The sequence below is a fragment of the Stenotrophomonas sp. SMYL8 genome (assembly GCF_036320065.1).
GTDB lineage: Bacteria > Pseudomonadota > Gammaproteobacteria > Xanthomonadales > Xanthomonadaceae > Stenotrophomonas > Stenotrophomonas maltophilia_A.
This window is the reverse complement of sequence record NZ_JAWIRR010000001.1, coordinates 196,910-218,865: the sequence shown is the minus strand read 5'-3', so window position 1 is coordinate 218,865 and position 21,956 is coordinate 196,910. Positions and strand designations below refer to the sequence as shown.

The 21,956-nt window shown below is 66.0% G+C and carries 17 protein-coding genes; 11 read left to right on the top strand and 6 right to left on the bottom strand.

What is annotated here, in order from left to right; translation table 11 throughout:
- Positions 1 to 25 precede the first annotated feature (25 nt).
- Positions 26 to 763, top strand: a complete 738-nt coding sequence (gene zipA, locus V3B25_RS01170; protein ID WP_006376490.1) for a cell division protein ZipA — start codon at positions 26 to 28, stop codon at positions 761 to 763.
- Between the two features lie 118 nt (positions 764 to 881).
- Here zipA and V3B25_RS01165 read toward each other — a convergent pair whose 3' ends face one another.
- Complete coding sequence (locus V3B25_RS01165; RefSeq protein WP_329809865.1) at positions 882 to 2,006, bottom strand: pyridoxal phosphate-dependent aminotransferase; 1,125 nt, start codon at positions 2,004 to 2,006, stop codon at positions 882 to 884.
- A 235-nt stretch (positions 2,007 to 2,241) separates the two neighbouring features.
- Between V3B25_RS01165 and ligA the strand changes: the two genes are divergently transcribed.
- From ligA to V3B25_RS01130, 7 genes are all read left to right on the top strand, one after another.
- Entirely contained in the window at positions 2,242 to 4,713 is a 2,472-nt protein-coding gene (gene ligA / locus V3B25_RS01160) for an NAD-dependent DNA ligase LigA (protein WP_201119375.1), read from the top strand.
- Between the two features lie 49 nt (positions 4,714 to 4,762).
- A complete protein-coding gene (locus V3B25_RS01155) occupies positions 4,763 to 5,248 on the top strand; it encodes a GNAT family N-acetyltransferase (RefSeq protein ID WP_329809864.1) in 486 nt (161 codons plus the stop codon).
- A complete protein-coding gene (gene epmA / locus V3B25_RS01150; protein ID WP_329809863.1) occupies positions 5,245 to 6,201 on the top strand; it encodes an EF-P lysine aminoacylase EpmA in 957 nt (318 codons plus the stop codon). Before V3B25_RS01155 ends, epmA begins: the two co-directional genes overlap by 4 nt.
- 142 nt (positions 6,202 to 6,343) lie before the next feature.
- The gene (locus tag V3B25_RS01145; RefSeq protein ID WP_032127686.1) at positions 6,344 to 7,072 is read left to right on the top strand and encodes a DUF3011 domain-containing protein; all 729 of its coding nucleotides are present in this window, start codon (positions 6,344 to 6,346) and stop codon (positions 7,070 to 7,072) included.
- A 47-nt stretch (positions 7,073 to 7,119) separates the two neighbouring features.
- Entirely contained in the window at positions 7,120 to 8,184 is a 1,065-nt protein-coding gene (gene mtnA / locus V3B25_RS01140) for an S-methyl-5-thioribose-1-phosphate isomerase (RefSeq protein ID WP_329809862.1), read from the top strand.
- Positions 8,185 to 8,401: 217 nt separating this feature from the next.
- Entirely contained in the window at positions 8,402 to 11,116 is a 2,715-nt protein-coding gene (gyrA, locus tag V3B25_RS01135) for a DNA gyrase subunit A (RefSeq protein ID WP_329809861.1), read from the top strand.
- Positions 11,117 to 11,247: 131 nt separating this feature from the next.
- Positions 11,248 to 13,776: a membrane-bound PQQ-dependent dehydrogenase, glucose/quinate/shikimate family gene (locus tag V3B25_RS01130; RefSeq protein WP_329809860.1), complete on the top strand. Its 2,529-nt coding sequence runs from the start codon at positions 11,248 to 11,250 to the stop codon at positions 13,774 to 13,776.
- 43 nt (positions 13,777 to 13,819) lie between these two features.
- On the opposite strand, the gene V3B25_RS01125 is transcribed toward V3B25_RS01130, so the two are convergent.
- A complete protein-coding gene (locus V3B25_RS01125; protein ID WP_329809859.1) occupies positions 13,820 to 14,809 on the bottom strand; it encodes a zinc-dependent alcohol dehydrogenase family protein in 990 nt (329 codons plus the stop codon).
- Between the two features lie 119 nt (positions 14,810 to 14,928).
- Here V3B25_RS01125 and V3B25_RS01120 point away from each other — a divergent pair, with 119 nt between their 5' ends.
- Both V3B25_RS01120 and V3B25_RS01115 read left to right on the top strand, forming a co-directional pair.
- A complete protein-coding gene (locus tag V3B25_RS01120; RefSeq protein WP_049422087.1) occupies positions 14,929 to 15,834 on the top strand; it encodes a LysR family transcriptional regulator in 906 nt (301 codons plus the stop codon).
- Between the two features lie 219 nt (positions 15,835 to 16,053).
- Positions 16,054 to 17,484, top strand: a complete 1,431-nt coding sequence (locus tag V3B25_RS01115; protein WP_329809858.1) for a serine hydrolase domain-containing protein — start codon at positions 16,054 to 16,056, stop codon at positions 17,482 to 17,484.
- A gap of 16 nt (positions 17,485 to 17,500) precedes the next feature.
- Here V3B25_RS01115 and V3B25_RS01110 read toward each other — a convergent pair whose 3' ends face one another.
- The 4 genes from V3B25_RS01110 to V3B25_RS01095 all read right to left on the bottom strand — a co-directional run bounded on the left by V3B25_RS01110 (position 17,501) and on the right by V3B25_RS01095 (position 20,658).
- Positions 17,501 to 17,893 carry a DUF3037 domain-containing protein gene (locus tag V3B25_RS01110; RefSeq protein WP_329809857.1) on the bottom strand — a complete coding sequence of 131 codons (393 nt, stop codon included), beginning with the start codon at positions 17,891 to 17,893 and terminating at the stop codon, positions 17,501 to 17,503.
- On the bottom strand, positions 17,871 to 18,647 hold the full coding sequence (locus V3B25_RS01105; RefSeq protein ID WP_329809856.1) for a HipA family kinase: 777 nt from the start codon (positions 18,645 to 18,647) through the stop codon (positions 17,871 to 17,873). Before V3B25_RS01105 ends, V3B25_RS01110 begins: the two co-directional genes overlap by 23 nt.
- Positions 18,648 to 18,717: 70 nt before the next feature.
- Positions 18,718 to 20,139, bottom strand: coding sequence for an XVIPCD domain-containing protein (locus V3B25_RS01100; RefSeq protein WP_329809855.1), 1,422 nt, complete (start codon positions 20,137 to 20,139; stop codon positions 18,718 to 18,720).
- Positions 20,140 to 20,151: 12 nt separating this feature from the next.
- Entirely contained in the window at positions 20,152 to 20,658 is a 507-nt protein-coding gene (locus V3B25_RS01095; protein ID WP_329809854.1) for a hypothetical protein, read from the bottom strand.
- A gap of 572 nt (positions 20,659 to 21,230) precedes the next feature.
- Between V3B25_RS01095 and V3B25_RS01090 the strand changes: the two genes are divergently transcribed.
- A complete protein-coding gene (locus tag V3B25_RS01090) occupies positions 21,231 to 21,560 on the top strand; it encodes a hypothetical protein (protein ID WP_006376346.1) in 330 nt (109 codons plus the stop codon).
- Positions 21,561 to 21,956: the final 396 nt, after the last annotated feature.

Sequence of the window (21,956 nt, the reverse complement as noted above, 5' to 3'; positions counted from 1 at the left end):
ATGAACTAGCCGGAGAACCTATCGAATGTCCGACACGGCACTGTTGCGCATCGGCATCCTGGCCGCCGGCCTGCTGTTGATCGCCGCGATCTTCCTGTTTGGCCGTCCGAAAAAGAAGCCCCAGGGGCGCCGCGTGGAAGGAGCGGAACCGACCAGCGGCGAGCGCCGCGAACCGGTACTGGGCGAAGACGGCGTCGCCGTGGCCGATGGCCGCGTCGAACCGGGCATGGGCACGGAAGGCGAGCAGGCCGAACTTGGTCTGGGCGAAACCGACCCGGGCGCCAGTGATCTCGGCAAGCGCGCCACCCAGGATTTCGACAAGATTGTCTCCTTGTTCGTGGCTGCCCGGGCCGGCGAGCAGCTGCGTGGCGAAGACATCGTGGTGGCGGCCGAGAAGACCGGCCTGGTGTTCGGCCACATGAACGTGTTCCACCGCCTGGTGGAAGGCCATCCCGAGCGCGGCCCGATCTTCTCGATGGCCAGCATCATGAAGCCGGGCAGCTTCGACATGGCCAACATCCGTGCCATGGAAACGCCGGCGATCGCCTTCTTCCTGACATTGCCGGCGCCGCTGACCGCGCTGGACGCCTGGGAGAAGATGCTGCCGACCGTGCAGCGCATGGCTGAACTGCTGGATGGCGTGGTGCTGGATGACAGCCGCAATGCCCTGGGCCGCCAGCGCATCGCGCACATCCGTGACGAGCTGCGCGCCTACGACCGCCAGCACCAGGCCCCGCCGCTGACCAAGACCCCGCGCTGGTAAGCGCCATGGCGTGCCGACCAACGGTCGGCACCCACCCCGACCAACGGTCGGCACCCACAACAGTAGATCCACGCCATGCGTGGATGGGGCGAACCAAGGTTCACCCCATCCAACAGGATCAGGCCGGTACGCCGGCCACCTTCGCGAACGCATGGCGGAACGCGGCCATTTCTTCTTCGGTGCCGACGGTCACGCGCACGCGCTGTGGCCAGATCGGCCAGCTGCGTCCGATCACCACGCCGTTGTCCGCCATCGCCTTGGCGAACGCGCTGCCATCGCGTTGCACGTCGACCACGAAGCAGTTCGCTTCCGACGGCACGCAGCTGAAACCACGCTTGCCCAGCCATGCGATGGTAGCCTGGCGCACCTTGGCATTCTGCAGGCGGCGCTGTGGCATCAACTGCGGATCGCGCAGGCTGGCCAGTGCCGCCGCCAGCGCCGGAACCGGCAGCGGGTTGTCGCCGAGGCTGGCCAGCTCGCGCAGGCGGTCGGGATGTGCGGTCGCCACGCCCAGGCGCAGGCCGGCCATGCCATATAGCTTGGAGAACGTGCGCAACACGATCAGGTCATCGCGCTGCGCCACCTGCGCGATCAGGCTCGGCTGTTCGCTGTACTGCAGATACGCCTCGTCCAACAGCACGCGGGTGGAAGCGGGCTTGTGGGCCAGCAGCCAGGCGAGCTCATCCGGTGGGCTGATCGAGCCGGTCGGGTTGTTCGGGTTGCACACATACAGCAGCCCGGTCGGGCGTGCGTGTGCGGCGGCGACCATCGCACGCAGGTCGTGTGCACCGTCCTCGCGCAGCGGCACTTTCTGCACGTGTGCACCGTGTGCGGCGGCGACCTCGCCCAGCGTCTCGAAGGTCGGGTCGGCCACTACCAGCCCCGCCTGCGGGCCGGTCCATAGCACGGCGGCGCGGTTCAGCGGCTCGCTGGAACCCGGATACAGCCGCACGTGATCAGCCGGAATGCGGGCCTGTTCGATGAAGGCGTCGCGTACCTGGCCCGCCAGTTCGAAGCGGTAGCGGCCGCAGCTGGCGATGCTGTCGCGCGCCGCCTGCTGGGCGGCGGGCGAGGGGCCGTACGGGCATTCGTTGAAGTTCAGTAGTACGGCGCCTTCGGCAGGGGCTGGGGCGGCGGCTGTCGCGGGTTGGGCATGGCCGAGCTGCGGCAGCCCGGTGCCGGCGACGGCGAGGCCAGCACCGGCCAGTTGCAGGAAGCGTCGACGGGAGGCAGGCAGGGTCACGGGTGGGATTCCGAAGGGAAGACCGTCGCACGCTAGCGCCGGTGGGGATGGGCGGCAAGCCGTCTTTTGTAGAGTCGAGCTTGCTCGACTGCTTTGGCCGTGCATGAAGGCCAGTCGAGCAAGCTCGACTCTACGGAAAGGCGCAGTCGAGCTTGGCTCGACTCTAAAAGGCGGCGGCGTTACAGGGCCTGACGGTCGGGCGCGGTAGAATCCCCGGCCATCCCAGAACCACCGGATCCCGATGAGCCCCAGCCCCGCCGAACGCGCCGAAGACCTTCGCCGGCAGATCGCCCAGGCCAACCGCGCCTACCATGAGCTGGACGCGCCGGAGATCCCCGACGTCGACTACGACCGGATGGTGCGCGAGCTGGAAGCGCTGGAGCGCGAGCATCCGGAGCTGGCCCGTGCCGACAGCCCGACCCAGCAGGTCGGTGCGCGCCCGTCCGGCCGCTTCCCGGAAGTGCGCCACGCGGTGCCGATGCTGTCGCTGTCCAATGCCTTCAGCGACGAGGAAGTGGCGGATTTCGTACGCCGCATCGACGAGCGCCTGGGCCGTCGCAGCCTGCGGTTCTCGGCCGAGCCGAAGATGGACGGCCTGGCGATCAGCCTGCGCTATGAGGACGGTCATTTCGTGCTCGGCGCGACCCGTGGCGATGGCAGTACCGGCGAGGACGTGACCGCCAACCTGCGCGAGATCGGTGACATTCCCAAGCGCCTGCACGGCAAGGACTGGCCGGATGTGCTGGAAGTACGCGGCGAGGTCTACATGGCCCGCGCCGACTTCGAGGCCTACAACGAGCGTGCGCGCCAGCAGGGCGGCAAGGTGCTGGCCAATCCGCGCAACGCGGCGGCCGGTTCGCTGCGCCAGCTCGATCCGAAGATCAGTGCGCAGCGCCGGCTGAGTTTCTTCGCCTACGGCACCGGCGAAGTGCAGGGCGGCGAGCTGCCGGACACCCATTCGGGCACGCTGGCCCAGCTCGGTGCCTGGGGCTTCCCGGTCAGCGAGTTGTGCAAGGTGGTGGAAGGCACCGACGGCCTGCTCGGCTACTACCGCGATATCGGTGAGCGCCGCGATGGCCTGCCGTTCGATATCGATGGCGTGGTCTACAAGCTGGATGACCGCGCCGGCCAGCAGGCCATGGGCTTCGTTTCGCGTGCGCCGCGCTGGGCCATCGCGCACAAGTTCCCGGCACAGGAACAGAGCACTACGGTAGAGGCGATCGAGATCCAGATCGGCCGCACCGGTGCAGCCACACCGGTCGCGCGGCTGGCGCCGGTGGCGGTGGCAGGCGTGATCGTGTCCAACGCCACGTTGCACAACGCCGACCAGATCGCACGCCTGGATGTGCGCGTGGGTGACAGCGTGATCGTGCGCCGCGCCGGTGATGTGATTCCGGAAGTGGTCAGCGTCATCCTTGATCGCCGCCCGCCGGGCACCACGCCGTGGCAGATGCCGACGCGCTGCCCGGTGTGCGGCTCGGAAATCGTGCGCGAGGAAGGTGCTGCCGCATGGCGCTGCTCGGGCGAACTGTCCTGCCCGGCGCAGCGCAAGGAGGCCATTGCCCATTTTGCTTCGCGTCGTGCAATGGATATCGACGGCCTCGGCGACAAGTACATCGAAACCCTGGTCGACGCCGGCATCGTCAGAAGCGTGGCCGATCTGTACCGGCTCAACCGTGACCAGCTGCTGCATCTGAAGCTGGTGCTGGATGCCGAGGATCCGTCGGCACTGGCGGCCGCGCTGAAGCTGCATCTGCCGGCCGAAGGCAGCGGCGCGGTGCTCAATGCGGTGCTCAAGCTGGATGGCAACGATCCGGGCTGGCGCGCACAGGCGCTGGCACAGCCGGCCAGCTTCGAATGGAACACGAAGAAGATCGCCACCAAGTGGGCCGACAACCTGATTGCGGCAATCGACGCCAGCCGCGCGGCCACGCTGGAGCGCCTGCTGTTCGCGCTTGGCATCGAGCACGTGGGTGAGAGCACGGCCAAGGCGCTGGCGCAGTGGTTTGGTGACCTGGAGCTGATCCGCCACCTGCCGTGGCCGTTGTTCAAGCGTGTGCCGGACATCGGCGGCGAAGTGGCGCGTTCGCTGGGCCACTTCTTCGAGCAGCAGGGCAACCAGCAGGCCATCGATGACCTGCTGCAGGTCGGTCAGGTGCGCATCAGCGATGTGCATGCGCCCAGTGCCAAGCTGCGCGAAGGGCTGGATCTGGCGCAGCTGCTGGTCGAATCGGAGATCCCTGGCATCACCCGCCTGCGCGCCGAAAAACTGGTCGCTGCGCTTTCCGGCGCGCAAGCAGTGCTCGACGCCGAGCATGGCCAGTTCGTCAACGCCGGCCTGCCCGATGACACTGCACGCGGCCTGGCTGCGTGGCTCGATGCAGATGGCCATGGCGCGATGCTGCTGGCGGCCGAGAAGGCGATGCAGCAAATCCTGGCCAAGGCGCCGGCGCTGGCCGAGATCGTGGCCGGCCCGCTGGATGGGCAGACCGTGGTGCTGACCGGCACCCTGGCCCAGCTCACCCGCGATGCCGCCAAGGAACGCCTGGAAGCGCTGGGTGCCAAGGTCTCCGGCAGCGTGTCGAAGAAGACCAGCTTCGTGGTGGCCGGTACCGAGGCCGGCTCCAAGCTGGACAAGGCGCAGTCGCTGGGCGTGCCGGTATGGGACGAAGACCGCCTGCTGGCCTACCTCGCCGAACACGAATGATGACCCCGCCGGGTGCCTGGCGCCCGGCATGAAACACAAAGGAACACCGATGCAGACCGCTCCGCTGGATTTCCGCCTGGCCACCCGTGCCGACGAAGAACTGTTGATCGCGTTGATGCGCGAGTTCTATGCCGAAGACAAGATCGACTTCGACGACGCGCGCGTGCTTCGCGGCGTGGACGCGCTGCTGGCCGATCCGCGCAATGGCGAGGTGCTGCTGTGGCTGGACGAGGCCGCCGAGGTGGTGGGCTACGCAGTGATCGCGATGGGTTTCAGCCTGGAGCAGGGCGGCCACTTCATGCTGCTGGACGAGCTGTACCTGAGCCATCGCGCGCGCGGCCGCGGCCGCGGCAAGCAGGCGCTGGCCATCTGCGAACAGCGCGCTCGTGGGCGTGGCGTCAGCCGCCTGCGCCTGGAAGTGAACCACCACAACGAACTGGCCCGGCGCCTGTACCTGGCCAGCGGCTACATCGACGATACCCGCGATCTGCTGACCCTGCCGCTGGACCATCCGCGCCCGGAGGGCATCCTGTGAGCGAGGCCCTGCTGCGCGCGCTGCAGCAGCGTGCCGCGCTCAATGCGTTGGTGCGCCGCTTCTTCGCCGAGCGCAATGTGCTGGAGGTGGAAACGCCGATCCTGTCGGTGGCGGGCAACACCGAGCCGAACATCGACAGCTTCCATACCGATTTCACCGGCCACGTCGACGCGGGCGGGCGCCGCCGCTGGTTGCGCACCTCGCCGGAGTATCCGCTCAAGCGACTGCTTGCTGCCGGTGTTGGCGATTGCTACGAACTGGGTCGCGTGTTCCGCAACGGCGAGGCTGGTGGTCGCCACAACCCGGAATTCACCATGCTGGAGTGGTACCGGGTCGGCTGGGACCATCATCGGTTGGTAGGGGAAACCGCCGAACTGGTCGGCCAGGCACTGGCCCTGGTCGGGCGCAGTGCGACGCTGCGTGTGCTCGGTTACCGCGAGCTGTTCCAGCAGTACGTGGGCGTGGATCCGTTCGAGGCCGACCAGGCCGCGCTGCGTGCCGCGCTCGGTGACGTGCATGTCGATCCCGTCGGGCTGACCCGCGACGATTGGCTGGATCTGCTGATGACCCATCATATCCAGCCGCGTTTCGATGACGCGGTCATGACCGTGGTCCACGATTGGCCCGCCAGCCAAGCCGCGTTGGCACGCATCCGTGCCGGCACGCCGCCGCTGGCGGAGCGTTTCGAGTTGTATCTGGGCGCGGTGGAACTGGCCAACGGCTATCACGAACTGAACGACGCGCACGAACAGCGCATGCGATTCCAGCGTGATCTGCAGCGCCGCCACGAGCGCGGCCAGGTGCAACCGTCCGTGGATGAGGCGCTGCTGTCGGCGTTGCCATCGATGCCTGCCTGCGCTGGCGTGGCGGTGGGTGTCGATCGGTTGTTGATGGCGATGAGCCGCACGCCGCGTATCGCCGATGTGCTGGCCTACGACTTCGCCCACGCGTGAGCGCGGTGCGCACGTTCCTGAACATCGAAGACTGAACGGAATTCCGCGTTTCCGCGCTTGCTTCGGCAAGCAGGATGATGCTCTTATCACGGCAGATGCCGGACACTGGCACGCAGTTCATCCATTCCTGCTGGGGAAGGCTTTGGTCAAGTGGTTTGCGGTTGTCGCTGCACCGGTGTACTCCATCGCGCTCTGGGGTGCCTGGCTGCCGTCATCGGCGTCGGCCCAGCAGGCGGGCTATGACGGCGAAGTGGTGACCTGCGAATCGCGCGACATGGGCTGGGTGCATTGCGATATCGACGTCAGCAATGGCATCGACCTTGTGCGCCAGTTGTCCAGCAACAGTTGCATCCGTGGCAGCGAATGGGGCACCGACCGCAGTGGCGTGTGGGTCACCCTTGGCTGCCGCGCCGAGTTCCGTGCGCGTCGTGCGGAAGGTGCAGCGCCTGCGGCAACGGAAGGCAAGCGCCTGGTCCGCCGTGTGGTGCGCTGCGAATCCAATGGCCGCCCGCAGAGTTGCCCGGTGCGCCTGGACGGGGCGCCGGTGCGCCTGCTGCGCCAGCTGTCGGTGCTGCCGTGCCGCGAAGGGCAGGGCTGGGGCTACAAGCGCAATGAAGTCTGGACCAGCCGTGGTTGCCAGGGCGATTTCGAAGTGGCTGACGAGGACGGTCGTTTTGTCGACGTGCCACGCCGCCTGACCTGCGAGTCGAAGTCGAAGAAGCGCCGCTTCTGTGGGGCGAGCATTTCGGTCGGCGCGGTCGTTACCGAGCAGTTGTCCAGCACCCCGTGCGAGGAAGGCAACACCTGGGGCTGGAACCGCAACGGGATCTGGGTGGACGGCGGCTGCCGCGCCGAATTCTCGGTGAATTGAGCCCGGGCAGGCTCCAACCACGGGGGGCGTGGCCCTACAATGGGCCCATGAACACTGCCTCCGACATCGACTACGCCCGTTATGACCACATCCGCCCGATCCTCTGGACCGGCGATGCCCTGCAACTGCTGGACCAGCGCAAGCTGCCGTTCGTGGTCGAGCATGTGGTCTGCCATGACAGTGACGAGGTTGCCGCCGCCATCCACGCACTGACCGTGCGCGGTGCGCCGGCGATTGGCATTGCCGCGGCCTGGGGCGTGGTGCTGGCCGCACGTGACGTGCAGGCCGCCGATGGGGCGCATGCATTGCAGCAGCTGGAGCCGGCGCTGCAGCGCCTGAACGCATCGCGCCCGACCGCCGTCAATCTGGCCTGGGCGCTGGCGCGCATGCGTCGCTGCCTGAACGTCGCCGGCGCCGACTGGAAGGTGTTGCTGGAATCGGAAGCTCAGGCCATCGCCGAGGAAGACCTGGCCGCCAACCGCCACATGGGCGCGCTGGGCGCGGGCCTGATCGAGGCCGGCAGCGGCGTGCTGACCCACTGCAATACCGGCTCGCTGGCTACTGCGGGCTTCGGTACCGCGCTGGGCGTGATCCGCGCCGGCATGGCCCAGCACCGCATTGCCCGCGTGTTCGCTGGCGAGACCCGTCCGTGGCTGCAGGGCGCGCGCCTGACCGTGTGGGAGCTGCAGCAGGATGGCATTGACGCCACGCTGATCGCCGATTCGGCCGCCTCGCACCTGATGAAGACCGGCGCTGTGCAGTGGGTGATCGTCGGTGCCGACCGCATCTGCGCCAACGGCGATACCGCCAACAAGATCGGGACCTATCAGCTGGCCATCGCCGCCCGCCATCACGGCGTGAAGTTCATGGTCGTGGCGCCGTCCTCGACGGTGGACATGGAGACTGTGGACGGCAGCCAGATCGAGATCGAGCAGCGCGATCCGGGCGAGCTGTACGGCGTGGGCGGCACCCGCACGGTGGCAGAGGGCATCGCTGCCTGGAACCCGGTGTTCGACGTCACCCCGGGCGAGCTGATCGATGCCATCGTGACCGAGCGCGGCGTGATCCTGAACCCGACCCCGGAGAACATGCGCGCCGCCTTCGGCGGCTGACGCGCGGGGGAGGGGCCGCGTGACCTCCGCCCCCGGTGGTGCCGGCCGCGGGTCGGCAACCCTCTAAGTTCCTGATTTGTGCAGGTAAAATACCCGTAAAGGGAGGCGGAAAACGGCCTGTTGTGGTAATATCCGCAGGTTGAATCGAGGTTCCGGCACGACCCCCTCCCGCAGGGGGCTGCGCCGGACTGGACCGCTACCAGACAACGGAACCCGAATGGCAGAAACCGCCAAGGAAATCATCCAGGTCAACCTGGAAGACGAGATGCGCAAGAGCTACCTCGATTACGCCATGAGCGTGATCGTGGGCCGCGCGCTCCCGGATGCGCGCGACGGCCTCAAGCCGGTGCATCGCCGCGTGCTGTTCGCGATGAATGAACTCAACGCGCACAGCAACAAGCCCTACTTCAAGTCGGCGCGTATCGTCGGTGACGTCATCGGTAAGTACCACCCGCATGGCGATCAGTCGGTGTACGACACGCTGGTGCGCCTGGCACAGCCGTTCTCGCTGCGTTACATGCTGGTCGATGGCCAGGGTAACTTCGGCTCCATCGATGGCGACTCCGCCGCGGCAATGCGATACACCGAAGCGCGCATGTCGCGTCTGGCGCATGAGCTGATGGCGGACATCGACAAGGAAACCGTCGATTTCCAGCCCAACTACGACGAAAAGGAACTGGAGCCGACGGTCATGCCGACCCGGTTCCCGAACCTGCTGGTCAACGGTTCGGCCGGTATCGCGGTGGGCATGGCGACCAACATCCCGCCGCACAACCTGAGCGAATCGATCAACGCCTGCATCGCGCTGATCGACAACCCGGAAATCGACGTCGACGGCCTGATGGAGTACATCCCGGGCCCGGATTTCCCGACCGCCGGCATCATCAACGGCACCGCCGGCATCGTCGCCGGCTACCGCACCGGCCGTGGCCGCGTGCGCATCCGTGCCAAGGCCGATATCGAAGTGGCCGACAACGGCCGCGAATCGATCATCGTCACTGAAATTCCTTACCAGGTGAACAAGGCGCGTCTGATCGAGAAGATCGCCGAGCTGGTCAAGGAAAAGAAGATCGAAGGCATCAGCGAGCTGCGCGATGAGTCCGACAAGGACGGCATGCGCATCTACATCGAGATCAAGCGCGGTGAATCTGCCGAGGTTGTGCTGAACAACCTGTACCAGCAGACGCAGATGGAATCGGTGTTCGGCATCAACATGGTGGCGCTGGTCGATGGCCGCCCGCAGTTGATGAACCTCAAGCAGATGCTGGAGGCGTTCGTCCGCCACCGTCGCGAAGTGGTCACCCGCCGTACCGTGTTCGAGCTGCGCAAGGCGCGCGCCCGTGCCCACGTGCTGGAAGGCCTGACCGTCGCGCTGGCCAACATCGACGAGATGATCGAACTGATCAAGACCTCGCCGAACCCGAACGAAGCACGCGAGCGCATGCTGGCCCGCGTGTGGGAGCCGGGCCTGGTCGGTGCGATGCTGGGTGCCGCCGGCGCCGAAGCCTCGCGCCCGGAAGACCTGCCCAAGGGCGTGGGCCTGATCGAGGGCGGCTACCAGCTGACCGAGATCCAGGCCACCCAGATCCTGGAAATGCGCCTGCACCGCCTGACCGGGCTGGAGCAGGACCGCCTGACCGATGAGTACAAGCAGCTGCTGGAAGTGATCGCCGGGCTGATCCACATCCTGGAAGATCCCGACCGCCTGCTGCAGGTGATCCGCGAGGAGCTGGTCAACGTCAAGGCCGAGTTCGGCGACGAGCGTCGTACCGAAATCCGCCACAGCGAAGAAGATCTCGACATCCTCGACCTGATCGCGCCGGAAGACGTGGTGGTCACCGTGTCGCATGCCGGTTACGTGAAGCGGCAGCCGGTGAGCGTGTACCGCGCACAGCGCCGTGGCGGCCGTGGCCGCAGTGCGGCGGCGACCAAGGAAGAGGATTTCATCGAACAGCTGTGGCTGGTCAACACGCATGACACGCTGCTGACCTTCACCAGTTCGGGCAAGGTGTTCTGGCTGCCGGTCTACCAGCTGCCGGAAGCGGGCTCCAACGCCCGCGGCCGTCCGATCATCAACTGGATCCCGCTGGAACCGGGTGAACGCGTGCAGGCCGTACTGCCGGTGCGCGATTACGCCGATGGCCAGTTCGTGTTCTTCGCCACCAAGAACGGTACGGTCAAGAAGACCCCGCTGGGTGAGTTCGCCTTCCGTCTGGCGCGGGGCAAGATCGCGATCAACCTCGATGAGGGCGACGCGCTGGTCGGCGTCGGCCTGACCGACGGCCAGCGCGACATCCTGCTGTTCGCCTCCAATGGCAAGACCGTGCGTTTCGGCGAGGACAAGGTCCGCTCGATGGGCCGTACCGCCACCGGCGTGCGGGGCATCAAGATGCCGGCCGGCGAGGAAGTGGTCAGCCTGATCGTGGCCGAAAGTGCCGGTGGCATCGAGGACGAGAACGAGGACGACAGCGGTGTCGAGGAAGCCGCCGGCAATGGCGATGCGGTGATCGAAGGCGCCGACGACGCCAGCGTTCAGTACATCCTGACCGCGACCGAGAACGGCTATGGCAAGCGCACCCCGCTGCCGGACTATCCGCGCAAGGGCCGTGGCACCCAGGGCGTGATCGGCATCCAGACCACCGAGCGCAATGGCAAGCTGGTCGCCGCGGTGCTGATGGGCTCCAGCGACGAAGTCCTGCTGATCTCCGATGGTGGCACCCTGGTGCGTACGCGTGGCTCGGAAATCAGCCGCGTCGGCCGCAACACCCAGGGCGTGACCCTGATCCGCCTCTCCAAGGACGAGAAGCTGCAGGCGGTGGAGCGCATGGATGCCTCGATCGACGAGGACGAGGACGAGGTGGCTGCCGCCGCCCCGGCCACGACCGACGGCGCACCGGCTGCTGCCAGCAGCGAGGACGCCGCGCAGGAGTGATCCTGCCGCGAGCCTGAGGTACCCGACGACGCCGGCTCTGTGCCGGCGTCGTCGTATCCGGATGCCACACATACGCGCGCGCTTCACGCAGGCGGTGGGATAACGGCGCATGCTGCCCCCGGAGATCGACGATGTCCGCCACGCCGCAGTCCGCTCCTGCTCCCGTCCGCGCCTCCCGGCATCCCCTCGTCACCGTGCTGTCACTGCTGCTGGTCGTGCTCGGCCTGGTCATCGGTGGCCTCGGTGGGTGGCTGCTCAGCCTGGGTGGCTCGGCGTACTACGCCATCGCCGGGCTCGGCCTGCTGGCCAGCGGAATCCTGTTGTTCGGCAACCGCCGCAGCGGCGCGCTGCTGTATGCGCTGGTGTTCATCGGCACGCTGCTGTGGACCTGGTGGGAATCGGGCAGCGACTACTGGCGCTGGGTACCGCGGCTCGGGCTGGTGACTGCGCTCGGCGTCGTGCTGGCGCTGCTGGCGCCGACACTGCGCGAGCCGGTTTCAAAACGCCTGTCGCGCAGCGTGGCGGGCGTGCTGATGCTGGTGTTCGTGGCCGCCTTCGGCCTGGCTTTCGCGCCGCATGGTGAAGTGGATGGGCATCAGCCGTTCCCGGAAGGCGCGGTCAGCGCCGGACTGGAACCTACGCGCGATACCACGGGCCTGCAGCCGGCTGACCAGCCCGCCGAGGGCGACTGGCCGGCGAGGGGCCGCAGCAATGCGGGTACCCGCTATTCGCCACTGCAGCAGATCACCCCGGCCAATGTGGCCACGCTGCAGCCGGCCTGGCAGTTCCGTACCGGCGATATGCCGAAGAAGCGCTGGGGCGCGGAAACCACGCCGCTGAAGATCGGCGATCGGCTGTACCTGTGCACCGCGCGCAACCGCCTGATCGCGCTTGATGCTGGCAGCGGCAAGGAACTGTGGCGGTTCGATCCAAAGGTGAAGGATGCCTCGATTCCCTATACCGCTGCCTGTCGTGGTGTGAGTTATTACGAACAGCCCAGCACGCCGACCCTTGCCGACGCGGCATTGGCCGATGTTGCCGCTGATCTGGCGTTGCCGGAACCGCCTCCCAGCGTCACCCGCAGCGCTGCACCGGGCAGTCGACCGGCGTGCTGGGCGCGCATCATCGAAGGCACGCTGGACGGTCGCATCATCGCGGTGGACGCGGACAGCGGCCGCCCCTGCGCGAATTTCGGCAACAACGGGCAGGTCGACATCACCCTGGGCATGGGCGAGGTGCCAACGGGTTACGTGTCGATCAACTCGCCGCCGGCCATCGTGCGCGGCGTGATCGTGACCGGCCACCAGGTGCTGGACGGGCAGCGCCGCGATGCGCCGTCGGGCGTGATCCAGGCGTACGACGCCATCACCGGCAAGCTGCGCTGGGCGTGGGACATGGACCAGCCCGAGCGCAGCGGCCTGCCACCGCGCGAGCAGACCTACACGCGCGGCACGCCCAACATGTGGACCACCGCCACCGGAGATGAAGCGCTGGGCCTGGTCTACCTGCCGCTGGGCAATGCCGCGGGCGACTATTGGAGCGGCTCGCGCACGGAAAACCAGAACCGCTATTCCACCTCGCTGGTGGCGATCGACGTGGCCACCGGCAAGCCGGCCTGGCATTTCCAGGCGGTGCGCAAGGATGTGTGGGACTACGACCTAGGGTCGCAGGCCAGCCTGATCGACTACCCGACGGCGGCGGGCAAGGTGCCGGCGATCCTGCTGCCGACCAAGCAGGGTGACATGTACATCCTCGATCGCCGCAACGGCCAGCTCCTGACCGCCGCCGAAGAGCGCAAGGTGCCGGTCGGCGGCGTCGAACCCGAGCAGCGTTCCCCCACCCAGCTGTTTTCGCTGTACCACACGCTGCGCCGCGAACATGACCTGACCGAGCGTGACATGTGGGGCATCACCCCGATTGACCAGCTGGTCTGCCGCATCCAGTTCCGCAAGGCGTACTACGAAGGGTTCTACACGCCGCCGAGCAGCGAGCGCCATTCCATCGAGTACCCCGGCTACAACGGCGGCTCGGACTGGGGCAGTGTGTCCATCGATACGCGCCGCGGCGTGATCGTGGCCAACTACAACGACATGCCGAACTACAACCGGCTGGTGCCACGCGCGGAGGCCGACCGGCTGGGCTGGCTGCCGCGCGAAAAGATCCGGTTCGACAAGGGCGGAGCAGAAGGCGCGGGTGACCCGCAGGTGGGCACGCCTTATGCCATCCAGGTCAATGCCGGTTGGCGCCTGCCGTTCACCGGTTTGCTGTGCAAGCAGCCGCCCTATGGCGGCATCCGTGCCATCGACCTGCGCACCGGCAAGCTGCTGTGGGACCGTCCGTTCGGCAGTGCGCGTGGCAATGGACCGTTCGGCATCCGCTCTGGCCTGCCGATCGAGATCGGCACACCGAACAATGGCGGTTCGGTAGTGACCGCCAGCGGCCTGATCTTCATCGCCGCCGCCACCGATGACCTGCTGCGCGCCATCGACCTGAGGACCGGCAAGGAGTTGTGGCATGCCAACCTGCCCGCGGGAGGCCAAGCCAACCCGATGGTGTACGAGCAGGGCGGGCGCCAGTACGTGGTGATCATGGCCGGCGGCCACCATTTCATGGAAACCCCGAACGGCGATTACGTGATGGCTTTTGCGTTGCCGAGGTAACCGCAACGGGGGCGGTGATCCACCCCCATTACATGACGCTGGATTACACCGTCACCACCACCTTGCCGATCTGCTCGTTCGATTCCAGGTAACGGTGTGCCTCCTGGATCTGCGCAAACGGGAACACCCTGGCGATCTTCGGCGCCAGCGTGCCCTTGTCCAGGCCATCCACGATGAAGGCCTTGGCACGTGCCAGCGCGGCATCGTCGGAGACGATTTCCGAGTACAGGTAACCCTTCAGCGTCAGTGACTTGCCCAGCACGTTGAACAACGGGAACGGAGTGGGTTCACTGCTCAGCGCGCCGTATTCCAGCAGGATGCCGCCACGCGCCATGGCTTCGGTCAGCGGTACGAACTGCGGACCACCGATCGGATCGAACACCACTCGGGCGCCGGCACCGCCGGTGATGCGCGTGACTTCGGCCACCAGATCCTGTTCCTGGGTGGCGATGACATGGGCGGCACCGGCGTCGAGCAGGGCCTGGCGCTTGCCCGGGCCACGGGTCACAGCGATCGGCGTGGCGCCGACTGCATTGGCGATCTGGATGGCGGCCAAGCCGACGCTGCTGCTGGCGGCGGTGATGATGACGAAATCGCCGGCGGCCAGGCGTGCCTGTTCCAACAGCGCGCCCCAGGCGGTGACGTACTGCATCCACACCGCGGCGGCCGTTTCAAAGTCCAGTGCCTGCGGATGCTTGACTACCAGTCGTGCCGGCACGTTGGCCAGTTCGCCGTAGGTGCCCCAGCGCGCGATATCCAGCGGCGGCACCACGCTGACCGCATCGCCCGCGGTGAATCCGCTCACTGCACTGCCGACGGCTTCAACCACGCCGGCCGCTTCGTAGCCCAGGCGGCTGGGGAACTGCGCTTCCTGCAGGTAGGCGCCGTTACGGAACATCACCTCGGCGCGGTTCAGGCCGATCGCCTTCACCCGGATCTGGACTTCGTCAGGGGCGGGGGCGGGAACGTCGATATCGTCGATGCGCAGTACATCGGCAGTGCCATATTCGTGGATGCGGACAACCTGGCTCATGGGGGGCTCCGAGGAAGGGCCGGCGAGGGCGCCGGCGAAAGGGTGAGCGCTACTGTGCGCGTAGTCTGCATCCAGAATAAGGGGTAATCTGGCGTTTCATTGAAAAACAATTGTTTGCAATGGACCTGATCGTTCCCCTGCGGACCTTCGCCAAGGTGGCCGAGGTCGGCTCCTTCGCCGCCGCTGCCGAGGCACTGGACCTGTCGCCGCAGCTGGTCGGCAAGCACATCCAGGCGCTGGAGCAGCATCTGGGGGTGCGCCTGCTCAACCGCACCACGCGCAAGCAGAGCCTGACCGACTTCGGCCAGGCCTATCTGGCGCGGGCGCGGGTGATCCTGGAGGAAGTGGAGGGGGCCGAGCAGCTGGCTGAAGTGGCGCGCGGGCGGCCGATGGGGCGCCTGCGCATCAGTGCGCCGGTCACCTTCGGCGTGCACGCGCTGGGCCCTGCGGTGGTGGCCTACATGCAGCAGTACCCGGACGTGCAGGTCGATCTGAACCTGTCCAACAGTCTGGTGGACATCGTTGAAGACGGCTACGACCTGGTGTTCCGCACTGGCGATCTGGCCGACAGTGGGCTGGTGGCGCGGCGGTTGGGGCCGTATCCGCTGGTCCTGTGTGCCTCGCCGGACTATCTGGCTTCGCGCCCGGCCATTGCCCATCCCAATGACCTGAGCCGCCACGAGTGCCTGGGCTTCGCGCATTCGATCATCCGCACCCGCTGGAGCTTTCGCGATACCGATGGCGGCGTGCTGACCGTGCCAGTGTCCAGCCGCTTCATGGTCAACCAGGCCGAGCCGCTGCTGACCGCCGCCATCGGAGGGCTGGGGCTGATCCTGCAACCGCACGAAATGCTGGCCGGAGCATTGGCGCGTGGTGAGCTGGTGGAAGTGCTGCCGGACTACGTACCGGTGTCGACCTGGATCAACCTGGTGTATCCGCGCGATCGCCAGCTGACGCCCAAGTTGCGCAGCTTCCTGGACTTCTGCGTGGCGAGATTCAGCGAACAGACGATGGCAAGGCGATAGCGGGGCCATCGGGTAGCAGGGTTTCCATCAACTGCGAAGGATCTCGCACTCACATTGCATCCGGGGCTGTGCGCATTCCACCACGCGCGCGGAGTGGATGGCAGCGCATCGATGCATTCAGCGTCACCGTTGAGGTGTTGCGGCAGAGTCCCTGGCGTCGATGCGGCGGCCGCATCCTTGGTCTAGGATGCGTCCAGGAATCCCCGCAAAGGAACTGCCATGAGGGTTGTTGGACGCCTGTTTCTCTGCAATGCACTGGCCTGCTCGGTTCTACTGGTTACCCCGGTTTTTCCAGCAATCGGCGCTACATCTTCCAAGCGTGCACATCCACGTGCGCAGGACGCCATCGATGACTGGCTGGCGGCCTTCAACGCTGGCAGCCTCGAGCAACTGCAGGCGTTCGCCGATACCTACGCGAAGAAGGAAGGCAGCAGCCCCAAGGACTATCTCGAGTTCCGCGAGAGCACCGGCCCGCTGCGTGTGCTGGAAACACGCCAGAGCGCGCCCGGTCACGCGAAGGTGCTGGTGATGGGCCAGCTGAACGAGCGCGCGATGTGGGTGACGGCCAGCATGGACCCGGACAATCCGGCGCACCTGAAGCAGTTCCAGATCGAAGGCACTGAAACGCCGGACAAGCTCAAGCCGGAGAGGGTTGCTTTGCCTGCCCTGATGGCCGATGCCACAGCAAGGCTGGAGGCGCTGCGGGCCCAGGACGCGCTGTCGGGTGCGTTGCAGGTGGCACGGAACGGCAAGGTGCTGCTGGACTGGCGCGGTGGCGAGGCCGATCGCACCGCTGGCATTCCAGTGGGCGTGAATACGCAGTTTCGCCTTGCGTCCTCCAACAAGATGTTCACTGCAGTGGCCATCCTGCAGCTGGTGCAGGAGGGCAAGCTCAGCCTTGATGACACGATAAGCAAGCATCTGCCGGACTATCCGAACAGGACGGTCGCCAACGGCGTGACCGTACGTCATCTGCTGTCACATACCAGCGGTCTGGGTGATTTCTTCGGCGATGATTTCGAGCAGTATTCCGCGTCGCTGAAGACGCTGGATGACTATGTGCAGCGCTTCGCCAAGGATGCACCGCAATTCACGCCTGGTAGCCAGGACGGCTACTCCAACTATGGCTTCATCGTGTTGGGGCGCATCATCGAAGCGGTTTCGGGGCAGTCGTACTACGCCTATGTGGAAGAGCACATCCTGGGCCCGGCGGGCATGACCGGCACCGGCTTCGAGCCGGAAACAGTGAACGTCCCGCAGCGTGCCGTCGCCTACACGAAGAAGGATGGGCAATGGGTCCGTGAAACGAAGTCGCTGCCCTGGCGCGGCATGTCAGCCGGTGGTGGCTACAGCACGGTGAGCGACATGGTGAAGTTCGCCGAGGCGCTGCGCAGCGGAAAGCTGGTCTCACCTGCATTGCTGCAGCAGGCCACCACGGCGCAGAACCACAAGGGCTGGTACGGGTTCGGCTTCGTGGTGCAGGGCGAGGGCAGGGAGCATCAGTACGGCCACGAAGGCGGTGCGCCCGGATCGAACAGTGCCATCGTGGTGCTACCCGCGCAGGGCTATGTGATCGTTGGGCTGGCCAATGTCGATCCGGATGCGATCGGCAATGTGGTCAACTACATCGCGCGAAGAGTGCCGCTTTGATCGCGATGCGTGCCGGTTATTCCGGCACACGCACCATCTTCGTCATCAAGTGTTCCACCACACCCGCCGGGTCGGCCGTACGGCCGACATGCGTGCTCGACATCTGCACGACCGAACTGCGCTTGGCGGTGAGGAAATGGAAGCGCGCACGCGCCGGCAGCTGCGCGATCGGCCCGGCGCTGGCGTCGCCACGGCAGATCGCCACGATCGCATTCAGCCATGGCTGCAACGCCTCCTGGTCCAGCGCTGGCGCGAAGGCGTGCAGGCGTGCCGGATCGATCTCGATGGCCGCTTCCAGTTGACGCGCGCCGGGACAGGATACGATCACCCCGACGTTGATGAATTCCTCGCGTTCCACCCGCGGTACCACGCGGATGACCGCGTAGTCATACGTGTGCAGCGTGGGCACAGATGGCCTCCTGCACGAACACTGCACGCACTTTCAGGCGGTGCTTGAGATAGTTGATATAGCCTTGGCGATAGGCCTGCGGGCTGTCGAACGCCGGTTCGTCCACCAGCCAGCTGTCCGGCACCAGGCCGACGATGCGCTCGATCTCGGCATCGGTCAGGCGCGCGGCCAGCTCGGCATCCACTTCGGCGATGCGGCTGGCGAACGACAGCAGCACATGGTCGCGGATCAGCACGAACGGCTTTTCGCAGGCATCGCCGGCGTTGGCCCAGTCGTGATGGAAGTACATGGCCGCACCGTGATCGATCAGGTATAGCTTGCGGTGCCACACCATCAGGTTGGGGTTGCGCGTGGTGCGATCGACATTGCTGGTGAACGCATCGAACCAGACGATGCGTGAGGCGAGGTCGGCATTCACCGGCATCGCCGCCGGGTCGTAGTTGATCGCACCGGGCAGGTAGTCCAGGCCCAGGTTCAAACCTTCACTGGCGCGTATCAGTTCCTGGATCTCCGGGTCGGGCTCGGTGCGGGCGAACTCGCGGTCCAGCTCCACGAACAGGATCTCCGGAATCGGCAGGCCAAGCGTGCGCGCCATTTCGCCGGCGATCAGCTCCGCGATCAAGGCCTTCGGGCCCTGGCCGGCGCCACGGAACTTCAGCACGGCCATGTCGTCGTCGTCAGTCTCGACTACGGCCGGCAGGGAGCCACCTTCCCGCAAGGGGGTGATGTAGCGGAGGGCATGTACGGTGCGCATGCGCGCATTCTAGCGTGGGAGCCGCCAAGGGAGCGCCGGGCGCGTCCCGGCGGCTCCATGTCGTTCCCCGTCAGTGCGTCAGCGCGCCGCGCTGCTGCTCCTGCACGCGGACCTGTTCCTGCGTGGCCTGATCGGCCTGCCGCTGGTTGACCACGGCAAGCGTGTCCAGGCTGTCCTGCACCGGACGCTGGGCGGCCTCGGCAGTGGGTGAGGAGGCGCGCAGCGAGGCCGGATCATCCAGCGGCCCCTTCACCACAAAGATGTTCTGCGCCGCGCCCGCACCCTCGGTCTGGCGGCTGAGCACCACATGGTCGACCCGGTCCAGCCCGTTTTCGCGGGCAAGCACCAGCAGGCTGGCACTCAGGCGCTCGCTGGACGCATCGAAACTGCGTCCGTTGGCAGCATCCAGCTCCGCTACCTTGCCGCGGATCTGCTCATGCAGCGAACGGTCACGGCCTTCCGCAAGCAGCGTCGGTAAGCCATCGCCCTCCACCGCATGCTGTGTGGTGATCGGCACATGCGTATGCGTGCCCTCAGTGTGGTCGAAGTAACGCAGCGTCGACGGCGAGGTACTGGTATCGAAGTAGGGCTGGCGCGGGGGCGAGCCCTCGCCGAGGTTGAGCCCGTTCTGCTCCAGCAGGCGCTCGTCCAGGCCCAGCTTCTTCATGTTCACTTCCATCCGGCTGACGCCATCGGGCGCTGGATTCGCGGCCTCGAATTCGCTGGCCAGTCCGATCGCCAGGGCGCCGTAGAAATTCTGGTAGTCCGAATTCCCATGATGGCCCAGGCCGGTGCTGACGCCCTGATCGTAATAGTGCCTGGCCATTCCCTCGATGTTGGCTGCGGTGGGGGAGATGGTCAGGTCCGCATTGAGGGTCAGCTCCGGGTGCGGGGCATAGGTGATCGGCGGGCCGGGTCGCGACTGGATGACATCTGTCGAGCGGGTGCTGGCTTCATACAGGTCGCGCAGGGTGGCGTCCGGGTTGTTGGCACGTACCTGGCTGACCAGCGCATTCCAGCCTGCGATGTTCGAAGAAGCCTCATCGCGGCGGTTGGCCGCGAGCAGGGTGCCGATGGCCTCGGTGTAATCATGGCTCGTTGTACGGCCCGCGACCTGCTCCACGTCGGCTTCGAACTGCACGTAGGCGCGCTCGACATCAGCATCGTTGAAGCCGTGCTGGATCTCGTGACCGAGCACAAAGGCAACCTCGGCCGCGTCGAACCTGTCCGGGGCCGCCGGGGTCGACAAGCTGTTGGCGGGCAGGTTGATGGATTTCGTGCCGGTCTCGTAGGTGCCGCCCGCGTTGCTTGTGGCGGGCAACAGTTCGAAGCGTTCCAGATAGCCTGCCGCGATGGCGGCGTCCACCTGCTTTGCCAGCACGGGCGAGCCCGCGATGACGTTGCGCAGGTTGTCGACCTGGTCGCTGGTGACGTCGGTCTTGCCGGCGAACTCGCCCAGCAGGCGTTCCGTTTCTGCGGAAAGGATCGTCATTGATGGCTCCCCTTACTGCACGGTGACAAGACGCACGCAGGCATGCGTGGCGTCGCCGAGGGAGTGAGGGTTCTCGGGCATGGTGTCGACCTTGATGCTCAGCTGCGGTCGATCGAAGCGGTCGTAGATCACCCGGCCGTGTTCGCCGCGCACCGTCTCGCGCTTGAAGCCGGCGGCATCCAGTGCCGAAGCGAAGTGGTTGAAGTCGACCTGGCAGATCGCCGCAGCCGAGGCCTTGCGATCGCTGCTGGTGTCCATGAAGTTCAGGTCCAGCCGCGCGTCGGCAGTGCCGGCCCGCTGCACTTCCAGTCCATAGCCCCATTCCGGTGTCAGCGTGCCGCCATAGCCGAAGTGGCCGGGGCCGAAGACCTGCGCCGGCGCCTGCATTACCGCGGACAGGCGCTCGGCGGTGAGCTCGCGGGTGGAGGTCGTGGCCTTGATCAGGTCCAGCAGGCGCAACAGCAACTGCTCGGCATTGAGCGGTGAGGGCGAAGTGGTCTCGGATACGGCGGGGGCCATGGTGTCGGTTCCTTGAGAAGTCGGCGTGCGGTCGGCGGCATGTGCGCAGGCGCAGAGCGTGGCCGCTGAAAGTGCGAGCGTCCACGGTCGTATGAATGCGTACCGGGGCATGTGCGTTCCTTGCAGATTGAAGGCTGACCCTAGGGCCAGCCGGATGAAGCAGAGGTTAAGCGTAATCGAGGCACCCGAATGCGTTACAAAAGGTGAACGGGTGCGCATTCTTCACTTGACCATTCCGCGCGCGATGTCAGCATCGGGTCCATGGAGCATCAACTTCGCGTGTGACCTTCAACAGGAGGCCGTCATGCAACAACTGCGCAGCTGTCACGCTTTACCCTGCATGCAATGCAACGCGTGGTGTTGACCCTGGTCTGATACGGCCACTTTGCCGGCACGGATGGCCGCCACCCACAGCATCTGCCACTGTTCACCCGATGCGGTCCCGGCATGCTCTTGCCGGCCCTGCAATACAGACATACGCCCGCCAGATTGTCCTCTGCGTTGCCCGATGGCCTTCGCAGCGCGGAGGCTGGCTTGTCCATGATGATCCTGCAGGCTTTGGAGGTGCACCGATGAGCGACCAATACGAACGAATGCTGCCGGCCCTGGACGATGCCAAGGTCGAGGAAATGATCGGAAAACTGGTGCTGGTCGGGGTGACCCGCTACGGCGGCGACGGCCAGGTGCAGGGACTGGAGCAGTACGCGGGAACGGTGCTGCGCATCAGTGCCGATGAAGGCGTGGTGCTGGCCGACGAGAACGATGGCCACGAGCGTTATCTGCCGCCGATGCTCGACCAGTACCTGCCGGCCCAGCCGGGAGAGTACCGGATGAGCAACAGCGGCATGATCGTGGTCGACCCGGACTATCTCACCGCCTGGGACCTGCACGCGCAGCAGTAGTGCCAGACCATGCCAAGCCTGGCACTGGGAGCGGATTGCCCGTTGGAACCGCCGACGGCTAGCGCAGCCACTCGGGCAATCTGCGTGTCAGGGGGCTTAATGCCTGTCGATCCGGCCAAAGATCGGGAAACACCTCGAATTTGAGGTCGTCCCGATCTATCCGGGTGATGAAATGTCGAATAGGCCTGTCCTGCAGGTCGTGACTTCCCCGCATGTGGGTCAGCTCGAACCGTTCGATTGCTTCCCGGTCTTCTTCGACGGAGAGGCTGTGCTTGATTACGGGAGCCAGTGTGACGTCACCACCATGCCGGCGAACGCTTGGAACAACGGGCAATTTTGGCTCAGATCAGGGGAATCCCAGGTGTCTTCGCTTGAGCAGATGTTGAAGAAGCACAT

Coding starts and splice junctions, on each gene's coding strand:
- zipA (WP_006376490.1), top strand. CDS start 26: ATGTCCGACACGGCACTGTTGCGCATCGGCATCCTGGCCGCCGGCCTG.
- V3B25_RS01155 (WP_329809864.1), top strand. CDS start 4,763: ATGCAGACCGCTCCGCTGGATTTCCGCCTGGCCACCCGTGCCGACGAA.
- mtnA (WP_329809862.1), top strand. CDS start 7,120: ATGAACACTGCCTCCGACATCGACTACGCCCGTTATGACCACATCCGC.
- gyrA (WP_329809861.1), top strand. CDS start 8,402: ATGGCAGAAACCGCCAAGGAAATCATCCAGGTCAACCTGGAAGACGAG.
- V3B25_RS01130 (WP_329809860.1), top strand. CDS start 11,248: ATGTCCGCCACGCCGCAGTCCGCTCCTGCTCCCGTCCGCGCCTCCCGG.
- V3B25_RS01125 (WP_329809859.1), bottom strand. CDS start 14,809: ATGAGCCAGGTTGTCCGCATCCACGAATATGGCACTGCCGATGTACTG.
- V3B25_RS01120 (WP_049422087.1), top strand. CDS start 14,929: ATGGACCTGATCGTTCCCCTGCGGACCTTCGCCAAGGTGGCCGAGGTC.
- V3B25_RS01115 (WP_329809858.1), top strand. CDS start 16,054: ATGAGGGTTGTTGGACGCCTGTTTCTCTGCAATGCACTGGCCTGCTCG.
- V3B25_RS01105 (WP_329809856.1), bottom strand. CDS start 18,647: ATGCGCACCGTACATGCCCTCCGCTACATCACCCCCTTGCGGGAAGGT.
- V3B25_RS01100 (WP_329809855.1), bottom strand. CDS start 20,139: ATGACGATCCTTTCCGCAGAAACGGAACGCCTGCTGGGCGAGTTCGCC.
- V3B25_RS01095 (WP_329809854.1), bottom strand. CDS start 20,658: ATGGCCCCCGCCGTATCCGAGACCACTTCGCCCTCACCGCTCAATGCC.
- V3B25_RS01090 (WP_006376346.1), top strand. CDS start 21,231: ATGAGCGACCAATACGAACGAATGCTGCCGGCCCTGGACGATGCCAAG.